This window comes from Candidatus Pelagibacter sp. PS_16 (assembly GCF_059417965.1).
In genome coordinates, this window is the sequence record NZ_CM182074.1 from 130,274 (window position 1) to 155,644 (window position 25,371).

Consider the following 25,371-nt stretch of genomic DNA (forward strand, 5'->3'; position numbering starts at 1 on the left):
TAGTAGCTATTATTAGAATTTTAATCTAAAATATTTTTATTATTTATTAACAATATAATTTAATATTATCATTATAGATAAATGTCTAAACTAAAAAAATTTTTCAAGGGAAAATCAGTATTGATAACTGGTGCTTCGGGATCAATTGGATCTGTTATAGTAAAAAAACTCTTAAACTATAACTGTAAAGTTATTAGAGCAATTAGTAATGATGAAAATGGGATTTATCATTTATCAAATGACATAAACTCTGAATTAAAAACCTCTTTCCAATATAAAATGAAAATAAATAAGATCAGATATTTAGTAGGCGATATTAGAGATTATAAAAGAAATCTGGAGGCATGTAAAGGTGTAGACATCGTCATACATGCGGCTGCTTTAAAGCATGTTCCAATTTGTGAATATAATCCAGGAGAAACTAAAAAAACTAATATAAATGGAACACAAAAATTAATCAAAGCCGCTATAGCAAAAAAAGTAAAATCTTTTTTATTTATTAGTACCGATAAAGCAGTAAATCCTGTTTCTTTAATGGGAAAAAGCAAACTTGAGGCTGAAAAAATAGTTTTAAAATCTAATAATGGTTTATCCAAAACAAATTTTGCAGTTATTCGTTTTGGGAATATCATAGGTTCTAGAGGGTCGGTTTTGCTTAATTTTTTAAGCCAAATTAAAAAAAATAAAGAGATAACTGTTACTAATAAAGATATGACGCGTTTTTTTATAACAATTAAGGATGTTACACATGAAATTTTTAATGCACTTTTCAAAATGAAAGGTGGCGAGTTATTTACAATAAAAAAAATGAAAGTTTTTAAAATTTTAGATTTGGCAAAAGCTTTAAAAAGTATTTTTAAATATAAAAAAAAAATAAAAATTATTGGCTTAAGGGAGGGTGAAAAATTATATGAGGAATTATTAGAAAAAAAATATTTAAATCAAATTTATTTTTCAGATAATCTTGCAATTTTAAAGAAAAATAATCCTATTAATAATTTTGATACTTTAGCTCTATTAAAAATTTTTAATTCAAATACAGCGAGACATTTAAATATAGAAGAAATAAAAAGATTCCTTATCCATGATGTTAAGCTTAAGTTAAAATAAATTTGTACTTTTCCTTTGAATTAGCTACTTAACAAAACAAGATTAGTTATGTAAAAAATATTTATCAAGTAGTTCAAAAACTATGTAGTAAATTTAAATTACTTTTTTTATTTGTCTTTACGACTTAAGGTGTAAGCACTATACATTTATATTTAAAAAATTAAAAATATGATGTATCGTATTATAGAAAATATTAAAAGTAGATCTATAAATTTATTTTATGTTTATTATCTAATCAAATTTATTAAATTTATTACTAAAAAAAAAGAAAAGAAAAAAATAGTAAAAGAAATATAATTTTAGTAGAATTTTTTCAATATTATCCATCAGTCATTTCTCTCTCATATTTTTGTAGAGCTTTATCTGAAAAATTTAATGCTCAGATTCATGCTGTAAAATTTAATAAGTCATGGCTAGATAAATATTTGCCATCTTTTTCATTGTTTTTAAATCCTTTTTTTTATTTATACAAAGCTATAGGTATTAAAAAAATAATTTTTACACTCACTGTCGATCAAAAAAGAAGTAGTGAAATCTATAAATCAGTTTACAAAAATATAAATTCAAAAGAAGACATTATGAATATCAAAATAAATAATTTGCTAATAGGAGAGTTTATTTACGATCACTATTTGAGAAACTTTAGCAGAATAACTATTGATTATAAATCAAAAGAATTTCGTTTATTTTTAGCAGAATCGATAAACAAATTTGTATTTTGGGATAATTATTTTTCTAATCATAATATTAAATCTTTAGTGGTAACTCACACAACATATTTAACAGGCATGATTGTTCAAATAGCGATTGATAAAAAAATAGCTGCTTACTGTGTAGGAAATAATGTCTCTGTTTATTTAAATAAAAAATTTAATAGAAAGAATGCCGGATATGATTCTTATAAAAAAGTCTTTAATATTTTTTCTAAAAATAATCAAAAAAAATACATTTCAATATCATCAAAAAAACTCCATGATAGGTTACAAGGAAAAAAAGATATAAAGTTGTTGCAAAATACTCATTCAGAAGTTGCTTTTGGAAAAAGTCAAAAAAAGATTCAAGATCTTAACAAAGATTCAAAGGTTAAGGTTCTTGTTGCGGCACATTGTTTTACAGATGCTACCCATGCCTTCGGTGATAATCTATTTGTTGATTTTTATGAATGGGTTGATTATTTAGGAAGAGTTTCAGATAAAACTAATTACTCCTGGTATATAAAATTACATCCATCTCATTATGATGGTAATCTGAAACATTTTAAAAAATTTAAAAAAAAATATAAAAGACTAAATATTTTACCAAAAAATATAAATCATAACGATCTAATAGCACATGGAATTGATTGTGTATTAACTGTCTTTGGCACTATAGGGCATGAGTATCCCCTTTTTGGAATTCCAGTAGTTAATGCTTCTGTTAATAATCCTCATAATAAATATGATTTTAACCACACACCCAATAATTTTAAGGAATACAATAATATTCTACTTAATCTGGACAAAATAGGTAAATTAAAAATGAATGAAAGAATGAGAGATGATATATATAAATTTTTTTATTTATATGGCATTTCTGATTATGCGTTCATGAATAAGCTTTTCTCAACGCAATTAAGTCTTGGCACACTCTATAATTCAACATTATTTTATAAATATTTTTTAAAATTTAATAATGAGCAAAATTGTAAAGAAGTTTATAATAATGTGGTTGAATTTATTAAAACTAAAAAATTTAAAATAGTTTCAGATAATTCAGGAAAAAAACCAAAAATAATCGGATATATATAAAATATTAGTTTTTCATCTAAACAGATCAATAATATCTATATTTCAAAAAAAATATATTCAAAACTATTATCTGCGCAACTTATAAATAGCTCAGAGTAACTTATTACTTTTTCTTATTTAAGATTTTTTAGAAGTATTAACTCTTCTGGATGCAATTTAATTTTTGCTATTTTTCCAATTACTTTCTCATATAAATTAGGTGAAAGACCACTTCCCGGAGATTTAAAAGCCAAATCTTTAAATCTTATTCTTTGTCCTTGTTTAATAATCCTTGAAGCAACAATTGATTTTTCCATTTTGTAAAGTGGTGCCTTTTCAGTTTTTAATCTTTTCTTGATTGGAGAGCCTAATAAAATTGGTATTCTAGATAAATTTCTATGAATTTTTCTCAGTCCTTCTGGCTCTAAAGAAAATGAATGATCTGTTCCTTTTGCTGCTCTATTCAAAGTGAAGTGTTTTTCAAAAATTCTAGCACCAAGCATAAATGAAATTGATGCTGCTTGAATACCAGCTTCATGATCGGATAATCCAATCACAAACCCTTTAAATTTTTTTTTATAGTTTTCAATTACTCTAAGATTCATATCTTTCCAATCAGCTGGATAAGAGGCTGTACATTGTAAAATTGATAAATTTTTATTATATTTAGTTATATTTTCCACAGCAATTTCTACATCTTTCATGGTGGCTCCACCTGTACTAAGGATAATTGGCTTCTTTGTTTTTGCTATTTCTTTTTGAAACGGTAAGTTTAAAATATCTGCTGAAGCAATTTTATATAAAGGAAGATTTAGTTTTTCTAAGAAATCTAAGCTAGTAAGATCAAATGGCGTAGCAAAGAAATCAATTTCTAATTTTTTTGCATAATTAAATAATATTTTATATTGACTAAAATTAAATTCCAGGGCTTCCCTATGTGTCCCATAAGTTTTGCCATAGCTATTTCTATGAACATAAGGCTCGTTATAAAAGCTTGTCACATAAAGTGATTTATTATCTCTTTTCTGAAGTTTCACAGCGCTAGCGCCAGCACTCTTTGCTTCCCTAATCATTTTTTTTGCGAGATTTATGTCACCCATATGATTATGGCCAATTTCAGCTATTAGATAAAAATCATTTTTCTCACTATCTATAACTTTATTTTTTATTTTGAATTTTGCCATTAATAATTGCTTGTATATGAACGTATTAGAAAAACAACATATTGTTTTTTTTTCATAACAAAATAATGTAGACATATGATTAAAAAAAATATTGATAGCTTTAATTTTTCTCAAATTTTTACAAGCCAAAAAAATATAAACTCTAAATTTCTTAATATCTTTGGTTTGCAAATATTGAGGTATTTATTAGCTAAAATATCATTTTTTATTTCAGGCTTTTTCTTTCAAAATAATGATACTGTTAAAAATTATTATAAGGATGGTATAATTTTAATTGAAAATTTTTTATCTAAAAAAGAGTTTTCAAATGTGCATAAAGAATTTTTAAAAATTATAGATATAGAGAAGAGGGCTAGAAAACTCTATGAGAACTCAAACAAAAATTCATCTATTGAATATTATCTATATGAATTTGAAGATAGTGTTTTTAATAAAAACAATTATCCCAACTTATACAACGTATTAAAAAATAATAAAATTAATAATATTTTTAAATTTGCAGAAAGAAAAAAAGAAATTAAATTATTCATGCGACTGGAAAGAGTAATCACAAAGAACGAACTCAAACATGATGATAATGCTCATTGGCATGTAGACACTTATCACAATACACATAAAGCTTGGGTTTATTTAACAGATATTAATAAGGTTAATGGACCTTTTAATTATATAGTGGGATCAAATAAATTTTCTTTCCATAGACTTTTTTGGGAGTATACAAACTCTTTAAAAACTGTTTTTTATAAAAATTTTTTATCATTTTTTTTAGATCAAAAATATTCAGATAAATTTGAAAAAAAAAAAATAGAAATTCTCTGTAAAAAAAATTCTTTTATGATCGCAAATACTCATGGGTACCATAGAAGAGGAGATGCAAAAATTAATCAGATAAGAGATGGAATATCTTTTTTTACAAGAGAGAATCCTTTTAAAATAATTTAGTATATTTTATTGTGAAATTTTTTTAGCTATATTAAATTCATTTTGTCTGTAAAATATTGACGTTATTATCAATAGCTAACACCCATTTTTCAAAATTTTGTAATCACGAATCTTTTTCTTAAAATTGTAAGTTTTTTACTTTTTAAGAATTATAACCCAAAATGCACAATTTATTTCATAATTCATTTTTATAGAAAATATATCTTCCACGTCTGTATATTATATTAATTCTAACATTTTTTAAATGAAAGGAAAATTTTTTTATTTCTATACATGCCAAGAAGTTGTGATGCAAAATTAATCAATCAAGTGATGTAATAGCTTTTTTAGCAGAGAGAGCTCATACAAGTTATAATAATTAGCATAATTTTTTTTTAGAAAAAATTTTTTCTGCATTCTTTAACTCGCGACGGTAATGTATGTCAATAGAATCATCAACAAACCAGCATTCAGTTTTCAATATTTTGTGGTCATGAATTTTAACATTCATGTCATAACTTTTTAATTTTTTTTTAGTAATACCCCACAAAGAACCATTAGTTTCTCCGTTTGAATGCATAGAAAAAATATCTTCAATATTGGTATATTTTAAAATATTATAAACTTTCTTAAGTTTTTCAATTTCTAAATTAGGAGAATTTGCTTGCACATGTATTACCGCATAGGTGTCTTTTGGAAATGAAGAAAATGAATCCATCATCAGTACTCTTGAAGGCATGGAATTATCCAATAAATTTTTATTTCTTTTAATCGTTTTTGCACCTAATTTTTTTGAATAATCTAAAATAAAATTACTATCACTATTCACATAATAGTTTTTAGAAATTCTTAATATTTTTTTAATAACCCAATGTATTAAAGGCTTTCCCTTAAATGGAATTGTATTTTTATTTTTAAGTCTTAAACTTTGGCCTTTTGCCAGAGTTAAAAAAACTATTTTTCTATTATTCATTGATGATTTATTCACAATTATTACTATACATATTGAGCTATTTTAAAAGTAAAGCATTTAAACTATTTTTTATCTAAAAAAAAATATATAAAGAGTTAACCTTATAAAATCGTTAATTTAATGCAAAATATTCACAAGACATGGCAATTATTCAGTAAAAAGTTAAAAGTTAACTTTGTACTTTTATTCATATTTGTCTTACTGAGTACATTTTTGGAAATGTTTACTATTTCATTATTGGTTCCGATTTTAAATATATTTAATGGTGACCTTATAGAGATTAAGAGTTTTTTACGCAACTATAATTTAAATTTTTTAACTTCATACCTAAACCTATCTAGCATATTAACTTTTTTTTTAACTTTTTTTCTTTTAAAAACAGTTTTTAGAATTTTTGTAACTTATTATCAATCTCACTTTGTATTCAATTTTTTCACAAAGTTGTTAAATAGACTTTATATTAAATACATTTACAAAAGTTATTCATATCATCAAAAAAATAATTCAGCAATTTTAATGAGAAATCTACTAAATGAAATTCACCAATGTGCAGTTGGTTATGTTGGTGCTGTAACAAGCATTATGCTTGAACTCACAACTGTTATCGGCTTGGTATTAATCTTAGCTGTATATCAACCATTATTAACATTATCTTTTACATTTTTTATTTTTATAGTTTCACTATTATTTATATCCAATTTAAAAAAAAAACATCTACTCTCGGAAGTGATAGACAAAAATTATCACTAATGAATGTAAAAAATATTATGGAATCCTTGGGTGGGATAAAAGAAATAAAAGTAAATTTAAAAGAAAAAGAAGTAATTAAAAATTTTAAAAAAATTAGCAAAGGGTTGAAAAAAATAAATTATTTAATTATTTTTATAAATCAATTACCTAAATTATTTTTAGAGTTTATGGTAGTTACTTCAATTGTTGGATTAATGCTTTACTTTGTATGGGCTGATTATGATACAAAAGACATAGCAATATATTTTGCACTAATGATAGGAATTTTTTCTAAAATTCTACCATCAATTAGTAAAATTTCATCTTCATTTATTAATCTAAATTTTCACAAACCTTCAATTGATTTACTTTTTGATGAAATTAATTACAAAAATTATTCAAATTTTGCGAAAGAAAATGAAAAATTAAATACACATAAAATATCATTTAACAAAAAGATTGAATTTAAAAATTTAAGTTTTTCTTATGACCAAAAAAATATAAATCTAAAAAACATAAATTTAAAAATAAAAAAAGGTGACAAAATTGGAATAATTGGATTAAGCGGTTCAGGAAAATCAACTTTTATTAACTTATTAATTGGTTTATTAAAGCCCAATAATGGTGAAATACTTGTGGATGATAAAAATATTAATTTAAATTATCAAAATTGGTTCTCTAAAATTGGATATGTTCCTCAAAATGTTTACATCAACGATCAATCTATAAGAGATAACATTACATTTTACGAAAATTCTTCAGATTTTAATTCTGAAAGATATAAGGATTCCCTAAGAACTGCACAGATAGCCGAGCTGGAAGAGGTATTAAAGAATAGAAAACTAGATATAGGTGAGAGAGGATCTTTAATATCAGGTGGTCAACTTCAAAGAATTGGACTAGCAAGAGCTCTTTATAAAGATTCTGAAATATTAATATTTGATGAATCTACAAGTTCATTAGATAAAGAAAACGAAGAAAATTTTATTAATGATCTTAATAATATTAATAAAGATAAAACAGTTATTATTATTTCACACAAAAAATCTGCATTAAAAAACTGTGAAAGAATATTGGAAATAAAAGATTCTTTAATAAAAGAAATATATAATGTTTAAAGTTCCCATTGTATATGTGTGCTTTAATAGACCGAAACTTACCAATAAAACATTTAAATGTATAAAAAAAATTAAGCCATCAAAATTATTTTTGATATTAGATGGTCCTAGAAAAAATAATAAACAAGATAAAATCAACTGCCTAAAAGTAAAAAAAATTATTCAAAATATTAACTGGAAATGTAAAGTGTATAAAAACTTTTCAAAAGAAAATCTTGGTTTAAAAAATAGATTCTTTACTGGTTTAGACTGGGTTTTTAATATTGCAAATGAAGCTATAATTTTAGAAGATGATTGCTTACCACATGATGATTTCTTTTATTTTTGTGAGGCAATGCTCAAAAAATACAAAAATTCAAACAAAGTAAAGTTTATTACTGGAAATAATTTTCAAAACTCAAATAAAATAGAAGCAAATGAAGATTATTATTTTTCAAAATATAGTCATATTTGGGGGTGGGCAACGTGGAAAAAAACTTGGTACGATGTTAAACGAGAGGATAACTATTGGAAAAATAAGATTTTTAACTCAGACTTTGATATGATGAAAAGCACAGCAAAAGAAAAAAAATATTGGAAAAATATGTATAAAAGTGTGTTAAATAATAAACTTAATTCTTGGGCGATTTATCTTTTATTTAGTATCTGGAAAAATAAAGGGCTTACAATTACACCAAAAATTAATCTCATAAAAAATCTTGGGCTGTCCAGAGGAACTAATACAAAAAATTTAGATATAAAATTAGATATTTCTAATAAAAATTTAAATAAACCTTTGAAACATCCAAAAATAATCAAAGTAAATTTTAAAAAAGATCTATATGTTTTCAATACAGTTTATAATAAAAATTTTTTTTATAGATTAAAATTTTTATCAGCAAAGTATATAAATGCTCTTAAAATTTAAATATTTTGTCAAATCATTAATAAACTATCATCCAAAAAGCATGCCTAATTGGATGAAGTTATTAAAAAAGAAACATTTATTTTTTTTTAAAAAAGAGACTAGTAAAAATATTTTAATTGCAACACTGTCAGGTGGTCACCGGCTAGCAACATCTTTAGAGTCATTACTGGGTGTGGCACTAAGTTTAAAAGGTGCAAAAGTAACATTTTTACTATGTGATAATTATTTACCTTCATGTATAATGAAAACTTTGAGAGAAAATGTTTCTTTAGCTGATAATAACAAGTTAAATGAAGAACTCTGTCAATCTTGTTTTAATACTGGCAAAACTACTATCCAAAAAACTAAATTAGATATTATTTATTTATCTAAATTTTTATCAAGCGAAGAGATAATCAAAATTAAAGATACGGTTTCAAAAACTTCAATTGATCAAATTATGAAATTTAAGATAGAAGGCATAGATGTAGGTGAGCAGATTCATGCTAGTCTTTGTAGGTATTATGCTATGGAAAATTATTCTGCAGAAACAGATTTAAAAAAAATTACCAAGGATTATTTTTTTAGTGCACTTCTAAGCTATAAGTCTTTTTTAAATATAATTAATTTAAATAAATTTGATATAATTTTATCAAACCATGGTTTTTATATACCACAGGGTATAGTTGCTAAAATAGCCGAAAATAAAAAAATTGATTTTGTTACATGGACCTCTGGAGCAAGAAAGAATACTTTTATTTTTAGTCACAATAAAACTTACAACAAAGATATTGTAAATGAGAATGTAAATGAATGGAAAAATACTAATTTAGATAAGATTGAAACAAAAATTGATGACTACTTAAACTCAAAAGTAATAGGAAGTGAAGATTATGTATATCAAAAAAATAATATAGATTTAGATGCAAAAAAATACCTACAATCAAAAAATATTGATCACTCAAAATTAATGATTGGAATGACAACCAATGTCATATGGGACGCACAATTACATTATGACAATACTATATTTAAAAATATGATGGATTGGGTTTTTAAAACAGTTAGTTATTTTATTAATAGAAGTGATTTAAATCTGATTATAAGAGTCCATCCGACTGAAGTTAAAGCTGATAGGCCAGCAAGAGAAAAAGTTAAAAATGAAATATTAAAGGTATTTCCAAATTTACCAAAAAATATAATTATCATAGATTCTTCAGAAATAATTAGTACTTATAAAATACTTGATGAATGCAATGCAATCTTAACTTATGGAACTAAAATGGATATTGAATATTCTGCTAGAGGATTTCCTGTAATTGCTGCTGGAGAAGCTCTAACTAAAAATAAGAACTTAGTATTTGAGCCAAAAGATATTGAAGAGTATTATCTATTATTAGATAAACTGCCATTTACAAATAAGTTAGATAAAAAGACTCATATAAATGCTAAGAAATTTGCACATCATTATTTTTTTAGAAGATCAATAAAAATTGGTACACTCCTAGAAAAAAAATATACATTTCCACCTTTTGACATTGATGCCAATTTTTTAGATATTCTTAGTAATGGCAAAGACCAAAATTTAGATGTAATTTGTAGAGCAATATTAAATAAAAAAAAATTTATCGCAGAAAGGTAAAAATGAAAAAATTAATTTTATTATTTATCCCTCCAATATTGTTGAACTTATATAGAAATATGAAAAAAACCTTTTTTAAAAAAAAATTATTTGAGAATCCAAAAAAACAAGATCTTGAATTATATTATGATAAGGAGATGGCAAAAATTTTAGATATGTGGGGTGAAAGAAACGCATGGATAGAGATACAGCATATATTTCATAATAAAAAAGATAATAAGATTTTGGATATAGCCTGTGGAACAGGCAAGGTAATAGAAATTCTTAATAAAAATATCGATTATAATGAAATTTATGGTTGTGATATATCTGATTTTTTAATTAGTAAAGCTGTAAGTAGGGGAATTGATAAACACAAACTTAAAGTCTGCGATGCAACAAATTTACCATATAAAAAAGATGAATTTGACTACAATTATTCAATTGGTTCGTTAGAACATTTTACTGAAGAGGGGATACTAAAATTTCTAAAATCAAGTTTGAGAGCCACAAAATATACAGGTTACCATATGATACCAGTTTCTAGAAATCAAAAAGATAATGGGTGGATAGTAAATCATCAATCTTATTTTAACAACTCTTTAAAATGGTGGGCAAATTTATGTAACCAGATAACTACAGATTACTATTTTCTGGACTCATCCTGGGAAGATGAAATTTCTATTGGTAAATGGCTAATAATAAATAAAAATAAAAATGATTAGAAGGTTATTAAATTTTTTTAATTTTAAAAAAAAAATTATTAATTCAGAATTACAAGATTTGAAGTTATCTATTGGTCAAATTCAAAGCAAGTTGAATGCAAGTTCTTTAGAGAAAAATATAAAAAAAAAGAGTTTAAAGTTTTTTCTCAATGGGGAGAGGATGGAATTATTGATTATCTAATATCCAATTTAGATATTGAAAATAAAACATTTATTGAATTTGGTGTAGAAAATTACGAAGAGTCGAATACAAAATTTTTATTATTAAATAAAAATTGGCATGGGCTCATAATGGATTCCTCCACAAACAATATAAACTATATAAAAAATAGTGAACTTTATTGGAAACATTCACTAATAGCAGTCAAATCGTTTGTGAATAAAGAAAACATAAATGATCTGCTTAAATTATCTAAATTTGATAAAAAAATTGGTTTATTATCAATTGATATAGACGGTAATGACTATTGGGTATGGCAAGGAATTGATACTGTGGAACCATCAATAGTTATTATAGAATACAACTCACGACTAGGTATTGAAAAATCATACGTGGTGCCATATGAAAAAAACTTTGAGAGAAAAAAAGCACATTACTCAATGATTTATTATGGTGCATCTTTGAAGGCATTAGTTAAATTAGGTAAAAAAAAAGGATATGAACTAGTCCACTGTAATGAAGCAGGCAATAATGCCTTTTTTGTTAAAAAAGAATTATTAAACGATAAAATTAAATCAATAGATGCTGTCGAAGGATTTGTGCACAATAAATTTAGAGAAAGTAGAAATAAAGAGGGAAAACTAACATTTCTTGACAAAAAAAGTGAAGAAGAGATTCTTTTTAAATTACCATTAGAAGAGGTTTAAATTGAAAATACTTATAACTGGAGTCTGTGGTTTTGTTGGGAATAATCTTTATCTGAAACTAAAGAAAAAAAATGAATTAATTGGTATTGGAAGAAAAAATAGAAATTATAAGAATAAATATAAGAATATAATAGAAAAAGAAATTACACATAAAAATTTAGTTAATTTAAACTTCAAACCAAATGTTATAATTCATTGTGCTGGATCAGGATCTGTAACTAAGTCAATACAGAATCCAAAAATAGATTATGAAAAAAATGTTAATACAACCAAGGAACTCATCAAATTCATATCTGAATTAACAAAAAAACCTAAAGTAATAATGTTTTCAACTGCAGCAGTTTATGGGAATTCGTGTGAGAAAAATAAAAAACAATTAAAACCTATTTCACCGTATGGCAGAAATAAACTTAAGTCAGAAAATATTTTGCTTAAAAAATCAAAAAAATTTAGATTTGAATTAATGATTCTAAGATTTTATTCGATATATGGTGTTGGACTAAAAAAACAATTAATTTGGGATGTATGTGAAAAAATAAATAATAAAATAAATGTTTTTTATGGTAGCGGAAATGAAATGAGGAGCTGGATTAATATTAAAGATGTTAATAGGCTAATACAATTTTTAATCAAAAAAGGAAGCATTAGTAACCAAACATTAGATATTTCAGGTAACGATGTTGTTAAAAATAAATTCTTAGTAAAAAAATTGTTTAAGCTATTAAACATAAACAAAGTGCCATATTTTAATAAAAAAAATAAAAAAGGAGACCCAATAGATCAAATCTTTAACAATTCTATATTAAAAAATTTAGGCTGGAAACCTAAAATTAATTTGTCTAATGGTCTTAAAGAATATGCACAATGGTACAAAAAAAACTTAAAAAAACAAAAGTAGCATTCATAATTTCACCAAATCAAAATTGGTTGGGAGAAATCAATTATTTTAAAAGTCTTATTGGTTCTATTAATAATTTAGATGAACCTATTCCAATTGAAGTATATGTTTTTACAAGTGAATTTGAAAAAAATTTAGTTCAAAAAAAATATAAGAAAATAAAATTTATTAAAACATCCTTTTTAAATGCAAGTGGGTTTTTATCTTTTATTAAAAAGATATTAGGAAAATTGTTTGATAGATATGATCCAGTAATTTCATTTTTATTAAAAAAAAATTCTATTGATGTTTTATCTCATTATAAGCCAATAAAAGGTTTTAAAAATATTTCTTGGTTCCCAGATTTTCAACATGTGCACTATCCACTCTTTTTTTCAAAAAAAGAGATATTGCTAAGAAATAAATTGTATAATAATTATATAAAAAATTCAGAAATATTACTAGTTAGCAGTGAATCTTCTAAAAAAGATTTAATTAAATTTAAAAAAGAAAAAAAAAGGATTGAGGTCTTAAATTTTGTTCCAGAAATAAATTTCTCAAAAATAAAAAAAAAAGATATTTACAAAAAGAAATTGATATTAAAAAAAAATACCTATTTACCCCTAACCAATTCTGGATACATAAAAATCATATTTGTATTATTGAAGCTTTAAATATTTTAAAAAAAAAAGGCATTAAAATACAATGTATATTTACAGGAAGTAGCTATGATCATCGTAATCAAAATTATTTTAGTGATTTAATGAAAAAAATTAAATTCTATAAACTGGAAAATCAAATAAAATACAAAGGTATTTTGCCATACAATAAGATTATCAACCTTTTATATAATGCAGATATAATTATTAACCCATCCTTTTTTGAGGGATGGAGTACTGTTGTTGAAGAGGCGAAAATTCTTGATAAAAAAATATTATTATCCAATATAGATGTTCATATTGAGCAAAACCCAAAAAAAGGGATATATTTTGATCCATATAATTCAAAAGATCTTGCTAACAGCATTCAAAAAATTTATGAATCCAAAAAGAGAGTAAGAAAAAATTTAAAAACTTTAATTAATAATTATCACAATAACAGAAAACTTTTTGCCAAAAGATTTATTGAAATTGTACAAACTCTAAAAATTTAAAATTTATTATGAGTTTATTTTCAATTATTATCATATCCTATAATACAAAAGATGAATTTATCAAAACATTAAATTCAGTCAAACGACAAACCTACAAAAAATATGAAGTAATAATTATAGATGGATATAGCAATGATGGAACTATTGATTTAATAAAAAAAATTAAAGATAAAAGAATAAATTTTCTAATAGAAAAGGATAATGGAATTTATGATGCAATGAATAAAGGTGTCAAAAAAGCAAAAGGAGAATGGACAATTTTTTTAAATTCAGGAGACTTGTTTAAAGATGCCAATGTATTAAAAAAAGTTCACAAAATTATTAATAAAAAAAGTGACATTGTATTTGGCAATACTGTCATAGATAATAAAGATATACTTTATTACAAATCAAGTAAATTTTTTAATAATTTAACTTTACAAATTCCCTTCTGTCATCAGAGCGTTTTTACCAGAACAAAGTTATTAAAAAAAAATAAATTTTATTTAAATTATAAAATATGTTCAGATTTTAATTTATTTGTTAAATTGTATAAAAAAAAGCATGTTTTTCAAAAAATAAAACCAATAATATCAATCATTATTTCAGGTGGATTATCAGATAGTAGTAGACTTAGAGTTTTTTATGAAAATTATAATATTTTAAAAAAGAATAAAATGTTAAATGGAAAAATATTTTCTCTATTTATTCTTTTTTTTAATATAATTTTAACAAAGTTCATAAAAATTTTTTTACCAAAATATATAATAAATGCCATATTAAAAATGAAATATTATAATACAATAATTAAGTATAAAAATGGTAAATAATAATAAAGTATATTGGAAAGAAGTTCCATTGTTAGACTCTTTATTTAAGAAAAAACTTCTAGAAAACAGAGAAAAAATACTTAAAATTTTTCATAATAAAATTAATTATAATAATAAAATGTCTTTTTTGGATGTTGGAACAACAGGTAATACAGAAAAAAATCATAATCTAATTTTGCAGAAAATTTCAAATAATAAAAATATAACTTGTTTATCTAATCAAGACTGTAGTGTTTTAAAAAATCAATATCCGAATATAAAAAATTTTATAATTGGAGACGGATGTAATAATCAATTAAAAGATAATACATTTGATATTGTTTATTCAAATGCAACAATAGAACATGTAGGATCGCATAATAACCAAAAGCTGTTTATTTCTGAGTGTGTGAGGGTTGCAAAAAAAAGTATCTTTATAACAACTCCAAATAGATATTTTCCTTTAGATTTCCACACAAAAATTCCATTTATTCATTTTTTGCCAAAAAAAATTCATAGAAAAATACTTAATTTATTTGGACATAGTTTTTTTGCTAAAGAAGAGAATTTGAATTTATTATCAAAGAAAGATTTGATAGATCATTGTGAAAAGCTCAAAATTAAGAATTATAAAATAATTTCATATAAAATATATCATTTTACGTCTAACTTAATACTTATCATTCAAAAATAAGCTGCGTTTATTAAAAAGATAAAAATTTACAATGAACTTTATTTACAATCTGTCTACAAATTATCCATTATTTGAATTATTTGTATCTTTATTATTATTCTTAGGCTTCAATCAACTTGGAACCATAATTCTTAAAAATAAAAATATTTATTCAATAATTTCTGAATTATCAAATATCCAATATCAAAAAACTTTACTAGCAGTTCATTTTTCTATGATTGTTTTGTTTCCTATTGTTTTATTCTTTCAATTTTCTAAAGAATTTATTTTATCATTTGCATTATGTTTAATAATTTTAGGCATTATTCAATTTATTAAATTTCTAAAAAAATGGAAATTTTGTATTCAAATAGTGAAGAAAGTAAATTCAGAAAATATAATTATTATTTTATTTATATTTGGATATTTTGTTCTTTCAATATCACCTATTACGCATGCAGATGCACTTGGTTATCATGCATCTGTTGCAAAATTTATTGCCAGCAGTGGAAGATTTCCATCTGAGCTAAATAATTTTGAAAATTTATTATCTGGTTCTGGAGAAATCGTGATGTCTTTAGGTTTTTTATTTAATTCAGAACAATTGGGTAATTTAGTGCAATTTTCAGGCTTATTATCCTTAATAGGAGTAGTTAGAAAAAATAGTAATGACAAAAGATTATTTTCTCTACTAATTTTATCTACACCTATAATTATTTTTTTATGCTCTTCACCTAAATTTCAATTATTTTCAATTGCTTCAAATGCCTTAGTTTTTACTATAATTTTTCTTAATAGAACCAATTTTTTACATAATAGGAAAGTTTTATTTTCTATAGCAATAATAATATTAGTATTTTTAACAAATTCAATTAACTCTAAATTTTCATTCATCTTAAGTGGGGGTATTTTATATTTAGCATCACTAGTATATTTTTATAAAAAAAATTTCTTAATGATATTCTTATCTTTGTCTATAATTATTTTTATTTGTTTTTATTTTCCACATATTTACTGGAAGTATTATAATTGGGGGGGTGATATCTATCAATATATCTTAAATCCTTTCCCAACACATTTACCTGGATTTAATAATTTTGAATCTTATCTAACAAATTACAGAAGAGACATACCATTGATATATCTTTTAATACCAATGAGTATGGGTACATTTACAAATACAATAGGTGTTTGTCTAATATTTTTATTCTTTATACCAAGAATTCAATTTGAATTAAGAATAAAAATTATATTAATTATATTTTTTTACTTAGCAATTGTATCTATTAAGGGCCAGATAACAGGACGTTTTCTTGTTGAACCTATATTTTGGCTAATAATTATTTTATCCAAAGAGAAAATTAAGATAAATAATTTTTTTAGAATCCCACTTTATATTCAATCTTGTGTAGTATTTTTATTTCTTATATTTGCTACATTAAATTTATTTCCAGGATCTCTAACTAAATCACTTTATGAAAAAACAATGAACAAGTATGCAAACGGATATTCTTTATATTCTTGGGCTAATTCTATGATAAGTGATGAAGGCACAATTATATCAATGCATAGGTCAATTTCTTTGGGAAAAAATAAAACACTTTCAGCTAATTTTTTAAGCTATTTGTCCAAAACCGACAACCCTGAAATATATATTAATGATATGCAAAAATATAATCCTAAATATTTTTTGACATTTCAAAACTCAACCGATGATTTAGACAAAAACGTTAGTATATTCGAAAATTGTTTAGGAAGAGTGATGTCAAAAAAAAATGAAGTTGGTTTTTATACTGGAAGAAACCCATTCAATAAAGGAAACTCATATTCAGGAATATTGTATGAAATAAAATCTAAACACCTATCTGATTGTATTAACATGAATTTATTGAACGATTAATTTTATATATTATCTAAATATTACCTGAATAATTGGTTTATTTTTTTTTTAAAACAATAATTTGGTATTGAAAAAATTTAACAAAAAAACTAGGGAATCTTTCCTCAAGTAAAAAAAGTAATTTAAAAATAAGTTGTCCAATTTTATTTCCCGGTATGAGAAGCTTTTGATGTTGTGATGAAAACGATCTCCACGGATAAAGTTTAACATCAGCTAAATCAGAAAATTGTTGCCACCAATTATTTTTATGACAAAAAAAATACAATTTATCTTTTTTAATTTTTTTCTTAATAAGAATTTTTTTTTTAATATAATTAATGAAAGTATTAGGATTACTATAAACGATGATTATAGGAGAATCTTTCTTTGATATATCTATTAATTTCTTAATCGTCATCGCCTGTTTTGATTTATGGATATGATAAATTGTATGAAGACTTACCACACAATCAAAATAATTTTTTTTAAAGTTAATTTTTAAAAAATCCTTACAATAATATTTACCCTTTGAACCAAGTTTTTTTTTAGCTTTATCAATAGCAATTTTAGAAAAATCTACACAGTGTCTTTTTTTGAAATTCTTAGAAAATTTTAGATATTCATTATATTGAATTGGTCCAGATGCAAAATCCAGAATGTTTGATCCACCATTTTTTGGAATATGTTTAAGTATTCTCAATCTACATTTTGAGACATATTTTTTTGCAGAAGGTCTTAAGTCCTCAAAAAGTTCTGCATCTTTTGAATTATTTAATGTATTTTTCCACCCATCTTTATTATAAAAATTTTTAATACTTTTCATATTTTTTTTAAAAATTATATAAATCTAAATGTATATTATAACAATAAAATAATTATTTGCTTTAAGTTAAATTATAATTTGAATATTTTATGACAATAGCAATTGACATGGTTGGAACAAATTTAGGAAGTGGCACAAGAACATATAATATTAATTTTTGTAACTACCTGAGTAAAAAAAAATTAAAAAGTAAAATTTATATTTTTATTACACAAAATTATTATAAAGAAATTAAAAATAATAACTCAAACATCGTATACATTCTTAAAAAAAACTATCTATCAAATATAATCTATCGTTTTTTTTGGATGCAATTTATTTTGCCTTTTGAATTAAAATATCTTTGTATAAAAAAATTATACAGCCCGATGAATTTTAGTCCCTTAGTATTAAAGATTTTAAATATAAAACTTATTTTATGCTTACACTCAAACTTGCCTTGGGTTCTTTTTGAAAAAATGCCTGGTAATTTTTTAAGAAAAACTTTCACTAAATTTATAATGGAAAAATCAATTAATGCATCTGATACATTAATTACCTGTTCTAATTTTGCAAAAAAAGAAATTACTAAAATATTAAAACTTAAAAAAAAAAATATTTTTGCTATTAATCTTGGAGTAGATCAAAAATTTCTTAATAAAGAAAAATCAAATTATTATTTAAAAAATTTTAATTATAATAATTATATTATTTCAGTTTTGTCATGTGCAAGATATCATAATATAATCAACATACTTAAAGCTTTTAAACTATTAAAAAAAAATAATTTTAAAAAATTAAAACTTGTTTTTATACTTCAAGTTTTAGATCCAAAATATTTTTTAGAAATCAAGAATTTTGTTAAACTAAATTTTGATGAAGATGAGATTAAGATTTTTCATAATTTAGATAACAAATATCTGATAAATTTTTACAGAAATGCAAAATTTTATATTTTTTCTTCATATTGCGAGGTGTTTGGAATGACATCTTTAGAAGCTATGTCGCAAAAATGTCCTGTTCTTATTTCAAATAAATCAGCAATACCAGAAGTCAATGAAGATGCAGCTTTATATTTCAATCCTAACAATATAGTTCAAATGAAAGATTTAATGCATAAGTTGTTAACTAACACCAGGCTAAGAAAAAAACTTGTTAATAGTGGCAATCTACATTTTAAAAAGTTTTGTTGGAAAAAAACTATTGATGAAACAGTTAATATTTTAGAGATTTAAGTTATTTTTTTTATTAAGAAATTATTAATAATTACTGCATCCATGTCAGTTCTTAAAAGACAATCTATAGCCTCTTCTGGTTTCATTACTATGGGCTCATTTTCATTAAATGATGTGTTTAAAAGTATAGGAACATTTGTAATTTCATAAAAAGCATTAATTAAACCTGCAAATTTTGGGTTGGTATTAAAGCTTACACTTTGTAATCTTGCAGTTCCATCTACGTGAGTGATGGCTGGTATTAGCTTCTTTTTCTCCTCTTTGACAAATGCCAATGAGGACATATATGGACTTATAAATGAATCATTAAACCAGTCAGTTTGAAATTTCTCAAGCACAGAAGGTGCAAAGGGTCTAAATGATTCTCTTCTTTTAATTTTCATATTAATTATATTTTTCATATTAGGGTTTCTTGGATCAGCTAAAATTGATCTATTTCCCAAAGCTCTTGGTCCAAACTCCATTTTGTCTTGAAACCATCCGATTACCTTTCCTTCAGAGATAAGTTTTGCAGTAGTTTTGAATAAATGAGATTCATCTTTTATAAATTTACTTGTAATTTTGATATTATAAGGACTATTAATTATTAGCTTTTGAACATATTCATCAGAAAATTTTTTCCCAAGGTAAGGCGATCCTCCATTATCTAAACTATAACCAGTATTTGCCAACACAATCATAGCTGCCCCAAGAGCTCCGCCATTATCACCAGGTGCAAATGGTATATAAGTATTTTCGAAATATTTTTTATCATTAGTTAAGATTCTATTTGCAGATGAATTTAATGCACAACCACCTGCAAAAACAAGGTTTTTTGAAAATTTAAAGTTTTTTATTTTTTTTAATATATTTATAAAAAAATATTCATAAGTTTTCTGAACAGAGCAAGCAAAGTCTTTTTTAAATTGTTCTTGATCATGGTCTTTACTTAATTCGTTTACAAATAGCCTTGAAAGGTTCTCATTAAATATATCATCGATGATTAAATTTTCATCAGCCACATATTTAAAGTTACTTTTTTGATGATTGAAATAATGTAAATTGAGTTCAAAATTTTCATCTTTATTTAACTTAAAAAGGTTATCTTTTATTTTATTAAAATATTTAGGCTCACCATATGCTGCCATGCCCATAATCTTGTACTCATCACCATAATTTTTAAATCCTAAAAATTGAGTCATGGCATGATAAAAAATACCTAATGAGTTTGGAAAAAAAACTTTTTCAGTTATCTTAATGTTGTGATTGTGACATTTTGCAATGGCGAGTGTTACAAAGTCACCAGAGCCATCTATGGAAAGTCCAATAGCATCTTTATAATTGGATGGAAAATAAGCTGAAGCAATATGTGCTAAATGATGTTCAATATAGTGTATTTTGATATTTTTTTTAAATTTAAAATCTTTAGATAGGTAAGATTTTATATTTAATTTTTTTCTATATCTGCTGATAGAATTATAATTCTTTAAGTTATAATTTTTTAAGAAAAAAACACCTTTAGAAATTATATTACTTAGGGGTCTAGTATTGAATGCAATGTCTGTTACTTCTAAATCTTTAATTTTGGCAATGTTAAGACATTCTCTGATGGATTCTGTTGGAAAGCCAGAAAAATGTTTTTTTCTATTTATTCGCTCCTCTTCTATTGCTGCGACCACCTTATTATTAACAATAATACAAGCTGAAGAATCAGCATGATAAGCATTGATACCTATTATAATTTTCATAATAAAATTGATTGATGTTTATATTTATTATATCTATTTTAAAATATCACAAATTCAAAATTAGTTAAAATAATGAAAAAAGCACTTATATTTGGAGTAACAGGACAAGATGGAGCATACTTGTCCGAATTTTTATTAAAAAAGAAATATAAAGTTCATGGTGTTAAAAGAAGATCATCTTCAATTAACACAGAACGAGTTGATCATATTTTTGAAAGTAAAAAAGAAAAAAATTTTTTTCTTCATTATGGAGATTTAACAGATTCACTTTCAATTCAATCAATTATAAATAAAGTAAAACCAGATGAAATATATAATTTAGCAGCGCAGTCACATGTTGCTGTATCTTTTCAAATACCTGAATATACAGCTGATGTTGTGGCGCTAGGTAGCTTGAGAATCTTGGAATGTATCAAGTTTTTAAAATTAGAGAATAAAACAAAATATTATCAAGCAGGGTCATCAGAGATGTTTGGAAAGGTTTTGGAAGTTCCTCAAACTGAAAAAACTCCATTTTACCCAAGAAGCCCTTATGCAGTATCCAAAGTTTTTGCCCACTGGATTACAAAAAATTATAGAGAAGCACACTCTATTTTTGCTGCTAGTGGTATTCTATTTAACCATGAAAGCCCGGTTAGGGGAGAAACTTTTGTTACCAGAAAGATTACAATCGGACTTTCAAAAATAAAATTAGGAATTCAAAAAAAACTTTTACTTGGAAATCTAAACGCAAAAAGAGATTGGGGGCATGCAAAAGATTATGTTGAAGCAATGTGGTTGATTTTACAGCAAAAAAAACCTGACGATTTTGTTATTTCTACAGGAAAGCAATTTTCAGTTTTTGAATTTATAAATGAAGCAGCCTCAAATCTGAACATTAAAATTAAATGGAGGGGAAAGGGAGTAAATATCAAAGGATATAATGAAAAGAATAAAGTTATTGTGCAGTGTAGTAAAAAATATTTTAGACCAGCTGAAGTTGAGACATTACTTGGCAATTGTGCTAAGGCAAGAAAAGTTTTAAAATGGAGACCTAAAAATAATTTTAAAATGTTAGTTAAGGAAATGACCTTAACGGATTATGATTTGATAAAATCATCCTTAAAAAAATAAATGATAATTAAAAAAACCGATAAAATTTATTTAGCAGGGCACACAGGTCTTGTTGGAAAAGCAGTTTTTAAAAAACTAAAAGAAAAAGGTTTTAAGAAAATAATAGTAAGAAAAAAAACACAACTTGATTTGAAAAATCAAAAAAAAACTTTTGAATTTTTAAATAAAATTAAACCTAAAATTGTTATAATTTGTGCAGCCAAAGTAGGCGGCATAAAGGCTAACAGCAACAAAAGAGCAGATTTTTTAATTGATAATCTTGAGATTCAAAATAATTTAATACATGGAAGTTTTAAAAATAAGGTTAAAAATTTAATTTTTCTTGGTTCAAGCTGCGTTTATCCATCGAACATATCCAAACCTATTAATGAAGAAATGCTATTAAAAGGTCCGTTGGAAAAGACAAATGAACCTTATGCTATAGCTAAAATTGCAGGAATAAAATTGTGTCAGAGTTTTAATAAACAATACAAAACAAATTATAGATGCTTAATGCCATGTAATATTTTTGGTCTATCAGATAATTATAATCTTGATAGTTCTCACTTTATCCCAGCAATCTTAAAAAAAATTTTTTTGGCAAGTAAAAATAATAAGATAGTTAAACTTTGGGGTACAGGAAATGTTTTAAGAGAAGTGATGTATGCAGATGATTTGGCTGATGCAATAGTTTTTTTTATGAATAAAAAAACAAACCATATGATTATTAATATTGGAACAAATATTGAAAAAACGATTAAGGAGTTCACAAAAAGTATAATTAAGACTCTAGAGTTGAAAATTAAAGTAAAATTTAATAATGACAAAAGACTCAATGGGGTTATGAGAAAAAAGTTAGACTTATCGTTAGCAAAAAAATATGGGTGGAAATATAAAACGTCTTTTGATGATGCAATTAGATTTACATATAATGATTTAATAACAAACTACAAAGTGCAGAAACATTAAATTGACTAATCATTTTAATATTAAAAAATATCTTGATATAAATAAATTTTTTGAATTATTAATAGTTATTGTACCAATATCTATTTTTATAGGAAACTTCGCACTAAATCTAAATATACTATTAATAGATTTATTGTTTTTATATTTCTTATTTTCAAAAAAAATTCTTATAAAAAAAAATGTATTAAAATTTGGGTTATTTCTATTAATGTTGTTTATCGTTAATATTGGATTTAGTGTAGACTTATTTTTAAGCATAAAGGGAAGTTTAGGAATTCTAAAATATTCAATCTTTTTTCTGGCATTTGCCTATTTTTTAGAAAGTGAAACTAATAATAAAGCATTTTTTAGGTTAATATTCTTTATTATATTATTTGTAGTAATTGATACTCTTATTCAATATTTATTTGGTTCAGATATATTTGGGTATGAACTTTCTACTGCACATGGAAAAAGATTATCGGGTCCATTTGGTGATGAATATGTTGTCGGTGCTTATTTGTCTAAACTTATTTTTGTAGGTATAATTTATTTAATTCAAATAAAAAAAAATGAATATTTTAATTATTATTATTTAGGTGTTTTACTTGCAATTATATTTCTTACACAAGAAAGATCTGCTTTTTTTATAAGTTTAATTTCATCAATATTTTTTATTCTGCTTTTTAATAGCGCCATAAAGCATAAGATTATATTTTTAGTAATGATAATTACTTGTATTTCATTATTTTTAAAATTTGATAATTATTCTTATGACAAATATTTTAAGGCAACTTCCTTACAGTTAGGATTAACTAATGAAGTACATTTAAGAAATTCAAAAGAAGGACATAAAATAGATACATTTTGGGATAGTAGATATGGAGCACATTTCCTGACTGCGTATGAAATATATTTAGATAATAAATTTTTTGGAAGTGGCATTAAAACATTTAGAAAGGTATGCGCGTTATCAAAGTATAAAAAAATAGAGTCGAAATATGCTGATCAAAGATGTAATACCCATCCGCACAATATATATTTTGAAATTTTAGCGGAAGGCGGTTTCTTTTTATTTATCCCTTTTTGTTTGTTAATATTGTTCTTAGTAATAAAAAACTTAGTAAGTTTTTTCAAAGAAGACAGTAAAAATCTCTATTTAGTTAATCTGAGTATTTTAATTGTTCTTTTTTTTCCACTTCAAACAACTGGTTCTTTTTTTTCAACGTTTAACGGTGTGTTTTACTGGCTCGGCTTAGCGATCATATTCTGCAATATGAAATTAAGTTTTTTTAGAAAATCTTTTTAATAAAATAATTGTAATAGTGTAAATTAGAAAACTTAAGATGATTATAATTAAATTATTATTTATTATTTTTGTCATTAAAAATGGAATGACAGTCATTAGTATATAAATTAAAAAAACATATTTTTTATTTATTATATTCAAAAGATAATGATGAAGATGGTTTAGATCGCCGTCAGATATAGATTTTCCTGATTTAATTCTTGAAATTACCAACCTAGTCATATCCATACCAGGTATAAAAAAAATTAGAAATATTTCATCACTTAATAAAGTTTTATTTAAGTTGTATTCAAAAACATATAAAATTGAAATAAATATACCAAGAACAGCAACTCCTGCATTACCTAGAAATGATATATTTTTTATATTGAGTGCCAAACAATACAAAAGACTTAGGATAATTAGAATTTCAATATTTAAAAAAACTCCTCGATTTAAACCTAGAACAGAAATAAAAAATATTGCAACTGATATTGCAACTCCATTTAAACCATCTATAAAATTTAGAAAATTGTAAAATATGTAGATAAAAAAAACTGTTATAAATACCGAAGATTGATTAAAGTATATTTCTTTATTTGTTAAATTTTCAAAAATTAATGAATTTAGAATAAGATTTTGATCAAGTGGAATTAAAATTAATAAGATTGTAAAAATTATTACGCTTTTTTTTATGGGAGATAGATTTTTAATATCATCAATATATCCAATAAAATAAAAAATATTTATTAGAAGTAAAAAAATTATATTTATTGTAAAATAGAATTCGTAGAATAAAAAAATATCTAATAAAAAATAAAAATTTAGAGTTAGTAATATCAAAAGACCATTTATTGTTGAGATAGGTTTTTGATGAAGTTTTCTTTTTGAGCTAGGGTTATCGTAAAGGTTTAAATATTTTGATATTGTTTTTATAAAAAAACTTAAAAAAAATATTGATAAAAAGATTATTAATATTCTTAGATCTATATTTTCAAAGTATTTCATA

At 23.9% G+C, this 25,371-nt stretch carries 24 protein-coding genes; 19 read left to right on the forward strand and 5 right to left on the reverse strand.

Annotated elements, in window-relative coordinates; translation table 11 throughout:
- Nucleotides 1-81: 81 nt before the first annotated feature.
- The gene (locus AC5SL0_RS00665; RefSeq protein ID WP_494618346.1) at nt 82-1,110 is read left to right on the forward strand and encodes an SDR family NAD(P)-dependent oxidoreductase; all 1,029 of its coding nucleotides are present in this window, start codon (nt 82-84) and stop codon (nt 1,108-1,110) included.
- Nucleotides 1,111-1,688: 578 nt separating this feature from the next.
- Nucleotides 1,689-2,897: a hypothetical protein gene (locus AC5SL0_RS00670; protein ID WP_494618347.1), complete on the forward strand. Its 1,209-nt coding sequence runs from the start codon at nt 1,689-1,691 to the stop codon at nt 2,895-2,897.
- 113 nt (nt 2,898-3,010) lie between these two features.
- Here AC5SL0_RS00670 and AC5SL0_RS00675 read toward each other — a convergent pair whose 3' ends face one another.
- Nucleotides 3,011-4,060, reverse strand: a complete 1,050-nt coding sequence (locus AC5SL0_RS00675; protein WP_494618348.1) for an N-acetylneuraminate synthase family protein — start codon at nt 4,058-4,060, stop codon at nt 3,011-3,013.
- Nucleotides 4,061-4,135: 75 nt separating this feature from the next.
- Between AC5SL0_RS00675 and AC5SL0_RS00680 the strand changes: the two genes are divergently transcribed.
- The gene (locus tag AC5SL0_RS00680) at nt 4,136-5,002 is read left to right on the forward strand and encodes a phytanoyl-CoA dioxygenase family protein (protein ID WP_494618349.1); all 867 of its coding nucleotides are present in this window, start codon (nt 4,136-4,138) and stop codon (nt 5,000-5,002) included.
- A 358-nt stretch (nt 5,003-5,360) separates the two neighbouring features.
- On the opposite strand, the gene AC5SL0_RS00685 is transcribed toward AC5SL0_RS00680, so the two are convergent.
- On the reverse strand, nt 5,361-5,954 hold the full coding sequence (locus tag AC5SL0_RS00685; protein ID WP_494618350.1) for a cytidylyltransferase domain-containing protein: 594 nt from the start codon (nt 5,952-5,954) through the stop codon (nt 5,361-5,363).
- 516 nt (nt 5,955-6,470) lie between these two features.
- On the opposite strand from AC5SL0_RS00685, the gene AC5SL0_RS00690 reads away from it, so the two are divergent.
- The 12 genes from AC5SL0_RS00690 (at nt 6,471) to AC5SL0_RS00745 (ending at nt 17,291) form a co-directional block, all read left to right on the forward strand.
- Nucleotides 6,471-6,704 (forward strand): hypothetical protein, encoded by a 234-nt coding sequence (locus tag AC5SL0_RS00690; protein ID WP_494618351.1) that lies wholly within the window; start codon nt 6,471-6,473, stop codon nt 6,702-6,704.
- Nucleotides 6,704-7,801, forward strand: a complete 1,098-nt coding sequence (locus tag AC5SL0_RS00695; RefSeq protein WP_494618352.1) for an ATP-binding cassette domain-containing protein — start codon at nt 6,704-6,706, stop codon at nt 7,799-7,801. Before AC5SL0_RS00690 ends, AC5SL0_RS00695 begins: the two co-directional genes overlap by 1 nt.
- Nucleotides 7,794-8,708: a glycosyltransferase family 2 protein gene (locus AC5SL0_RS00700; RefSeq protein ID WP_494618353.1), complete on the forward strand. Its 915-nt coding sequence runs from the start codon at nt 7,794-7,796 to the stop codon at nt 8,706-8,708. The genes AC5SL0_RS00695 and AC5SL0_RS00700 overlap by 8 nt, the downstream gene beginning before the upstream one ends.
- Complete coding sequence (locus AC5SL0_RS00705; RefSeq protein WP_494618354.1) at nt 8,692-10,329, forward strand: hypothetical protein; 1,638 nt, start codon at nt 8,692-8,694, stop codon at nt 10,327-10,329. Before AC5SL0_RS00700 ends, AC5SL0_RS00705 begins: the two co-directional genes overlap by 17 nt.
- Nucleotides 10,330-10,331: 2 nt before the next feature.
- Nucleotides 10,332-11,033, forward strand: coding sequence for a class I SAM-dependent methyltransferase (locus tag AC5SL0_RS00710; protein WP_494618355.1), 702 nt, complete (start codon nt 10,332-10,334; stop codon nt 11,031-11,033).
- A 213-nt stretch (nt 11,034-11,246) separates the two neighbouring features.
- Complete coding sequence (locus tag AC5SL0_RS00715; RefSeq protein ID WP_494618752.1) at nt 11,247-11,900, forward strand: hypothetical protein; 654 nt, start codon at nt 11,247-11,249, stop codon at nt 11,898-11,900.
- Nucleotide 11,901: 1 nt separating this feature from the next.
- On the forward strand, nt 11,902-12,798 hold the full coding sequence (locus AC5SL0_RS00720; protein ID WP_494618356.1) for an SDR family oxidoreductase: 897 nt from the start codon (nt 11,902-11,904) through the stop codon (nt 12,796-12,798).
- Nucleotides 12,765-13,451, forward strand: coding sequence for a glycosyltransferase family protein (locus AC5SL0_RS00725; protein ID WP_494618357.1), 687 nt, complete (start codon nt 12,765-12,767; stop codon nt 13,449-13,451). The genes AC5SL0_RS00720 and AC5SL0_RS00725 overlap by 34 nt, the downstream gene beginning before the upstream one ends.
- Nucleotides 13,415-13,930: a glycosyltransferase gene (locus tag AC5SL0_RS00730; protein WP_494618754.1), complete on the forward strand. Its 516-nt coding sequence runs from the start codon at nt 13,415-13,417 to the stop codon at nt 13,928-13,930. Before AC5SL0_RS00725 ends, AC5SL0_RS00730 begins: the two co-directional genes overlap by 37 nt.
- A gap of 8 nt (nt 13,931-13,938) precedes the next feature.
- Entirely contained in the window at nt 13,939-14,739 is an 801-nt protein-coding gene (locus AC5SL0_RS00735; protein ID WP_494618358.1) for a glycosyltransferase family 2 protein, read from the forward strand.
- Entirely contained in the window at nt 14,729-15,412 is a 684-nt protein-coding gene (locus AC5SL0_RS00740) for a methyltransferase domain-containing protein (protein ID WP_494618359.1), read from the forward strand. The genes AC5SL0_RS00735 and AC5SL0_RS00740 overlap by 11 nt, the downstream gene beginning before the upstream one ends.
- Before the next feature lie 31 nt (nt 15,413-15,443).
- On the forward strand, nt 15,444-17,291 hold the full coding sequence (locus AC5SL0_RS00745) for a DUF1420 family lipoprotein (protein WP_494618360.1): 1,848 nt from the start codon (nt 15,444-15,446) through the stop codon (nt 17,289-17,291).
- 37 nt (nt 17,292-17,328) lie between these two features.
- Here AC5SL0_RS00745 and AC5SL0_RS00750 read toward each other — a convergent pair whose 3' ends face one another.
- Entirely contained in the window at nt 17,329-18,093 is a 765-nt protein-coding gene (locus AC5SL0_RS00750; RefSeq protein WP_494618361.1) for a methyltransferase domain-containing protein, read from the reverse strand.
- A gap of 89 nt (nt 18,094-18,182) precedes the next feature.
- Between AC5SL0_RS00750 and AC5SL0_RS00755 the strand changes: the two genes are divergently transcribed.
- Complete coding sequence (locus AC5SL0_RS00755) at nt 18,183-19,307, forward strand: glycosyltransferase (RefSeq protein ID WP_494618362.1); 1,125 nt, start codon at nt 18,183-18,185, stop codon at nt 19,305-19,307.
- Here the strand turns inward: AC5SL0_RS00755 and AC5SL0_RS00760 are convergent.
- Complete coding sequence (locus tag AC5SL0_RS00760; RefSeq protein ID WP_494618363.1) at nt 19,304-21,034, reverse strand: carbamoyltransferase family protein; 1,731 nt, start codon at nt 21,032-21,034, stop codon at nt 19,304-19,306. The genes AC5SL0_RS00755 and AC5SL0_RS00760 overlap by 4 nt on opposite strands.
- Nucleotides 21,035-21,106: 72 nt before the next feature.
- On the opposite strand from AC5SL0_RS00760, the gene gmd reads away from it, so the two are divergent.
- From gmd to AC5SL0_RS00775, 3 genes are read left to right on the forward strand one after another with little or no spacing between them, the layout of a single operon-like run.
- Nucleotides 21,107-22,147 carry a GDP-mannose 4,6-dehydratase gene (gene gmd / locus AC5SL0_RS00765; protein ID WP_494618365.1) on the forward strand — a complete coding sequence of 347 codons (1,041 nt, stop codon included), beginning with the start codon at nt 21,107-21,109 and terminating at the stop codon, nt 22,145-22,147.
- The gene (locus tag AC5SL0_RS00770) at nt 22,148-23,095 is read left to right on the forward strand and encodes an NAD-dependent epimerase/dehydratase family protein (RefSeq protein WP_494618366.1); all 948 of its coding nucleotides are present in this window, start codon (nt 22,148-22,150) and stop codon (nt 23,093-23,095) included. It begins immediately after the preceding gene.
- A 1-nt stretch (nt 23,096) separates the two neighbouring features.
- Complete coding sequence (locus tag AC5SL0_RS00775; RefSeq protein ID WP_494618367.1) at nt 23,097-24,383, forward strand: O-antigen ligase family protein; 1,287 nt, start codon at nt 23,097-23,099, stop codon at nt 24,381-24,383.
- Here the strand turns inward: AC5SL0_RS00775 and AC5SL0_RS00780 are convergent.
- Nucleotides 24,357-25,370, reverse strand: coding sequence for an MraY family glycosyltransferase (locus tag AC5SL0_RS00780; RefSeq protein ID WP_494618368.1), 1,014 nt, complete (start codon nt 25,368-25,370; stop codon nt 24,357-24,359). The genes AC5SL0_RS00775 and AC5SL0_RS00780 overlap by 27 nt on opposite strands.
- Nucleotide 25,371 lies beyond the last annotated feature (1 nt).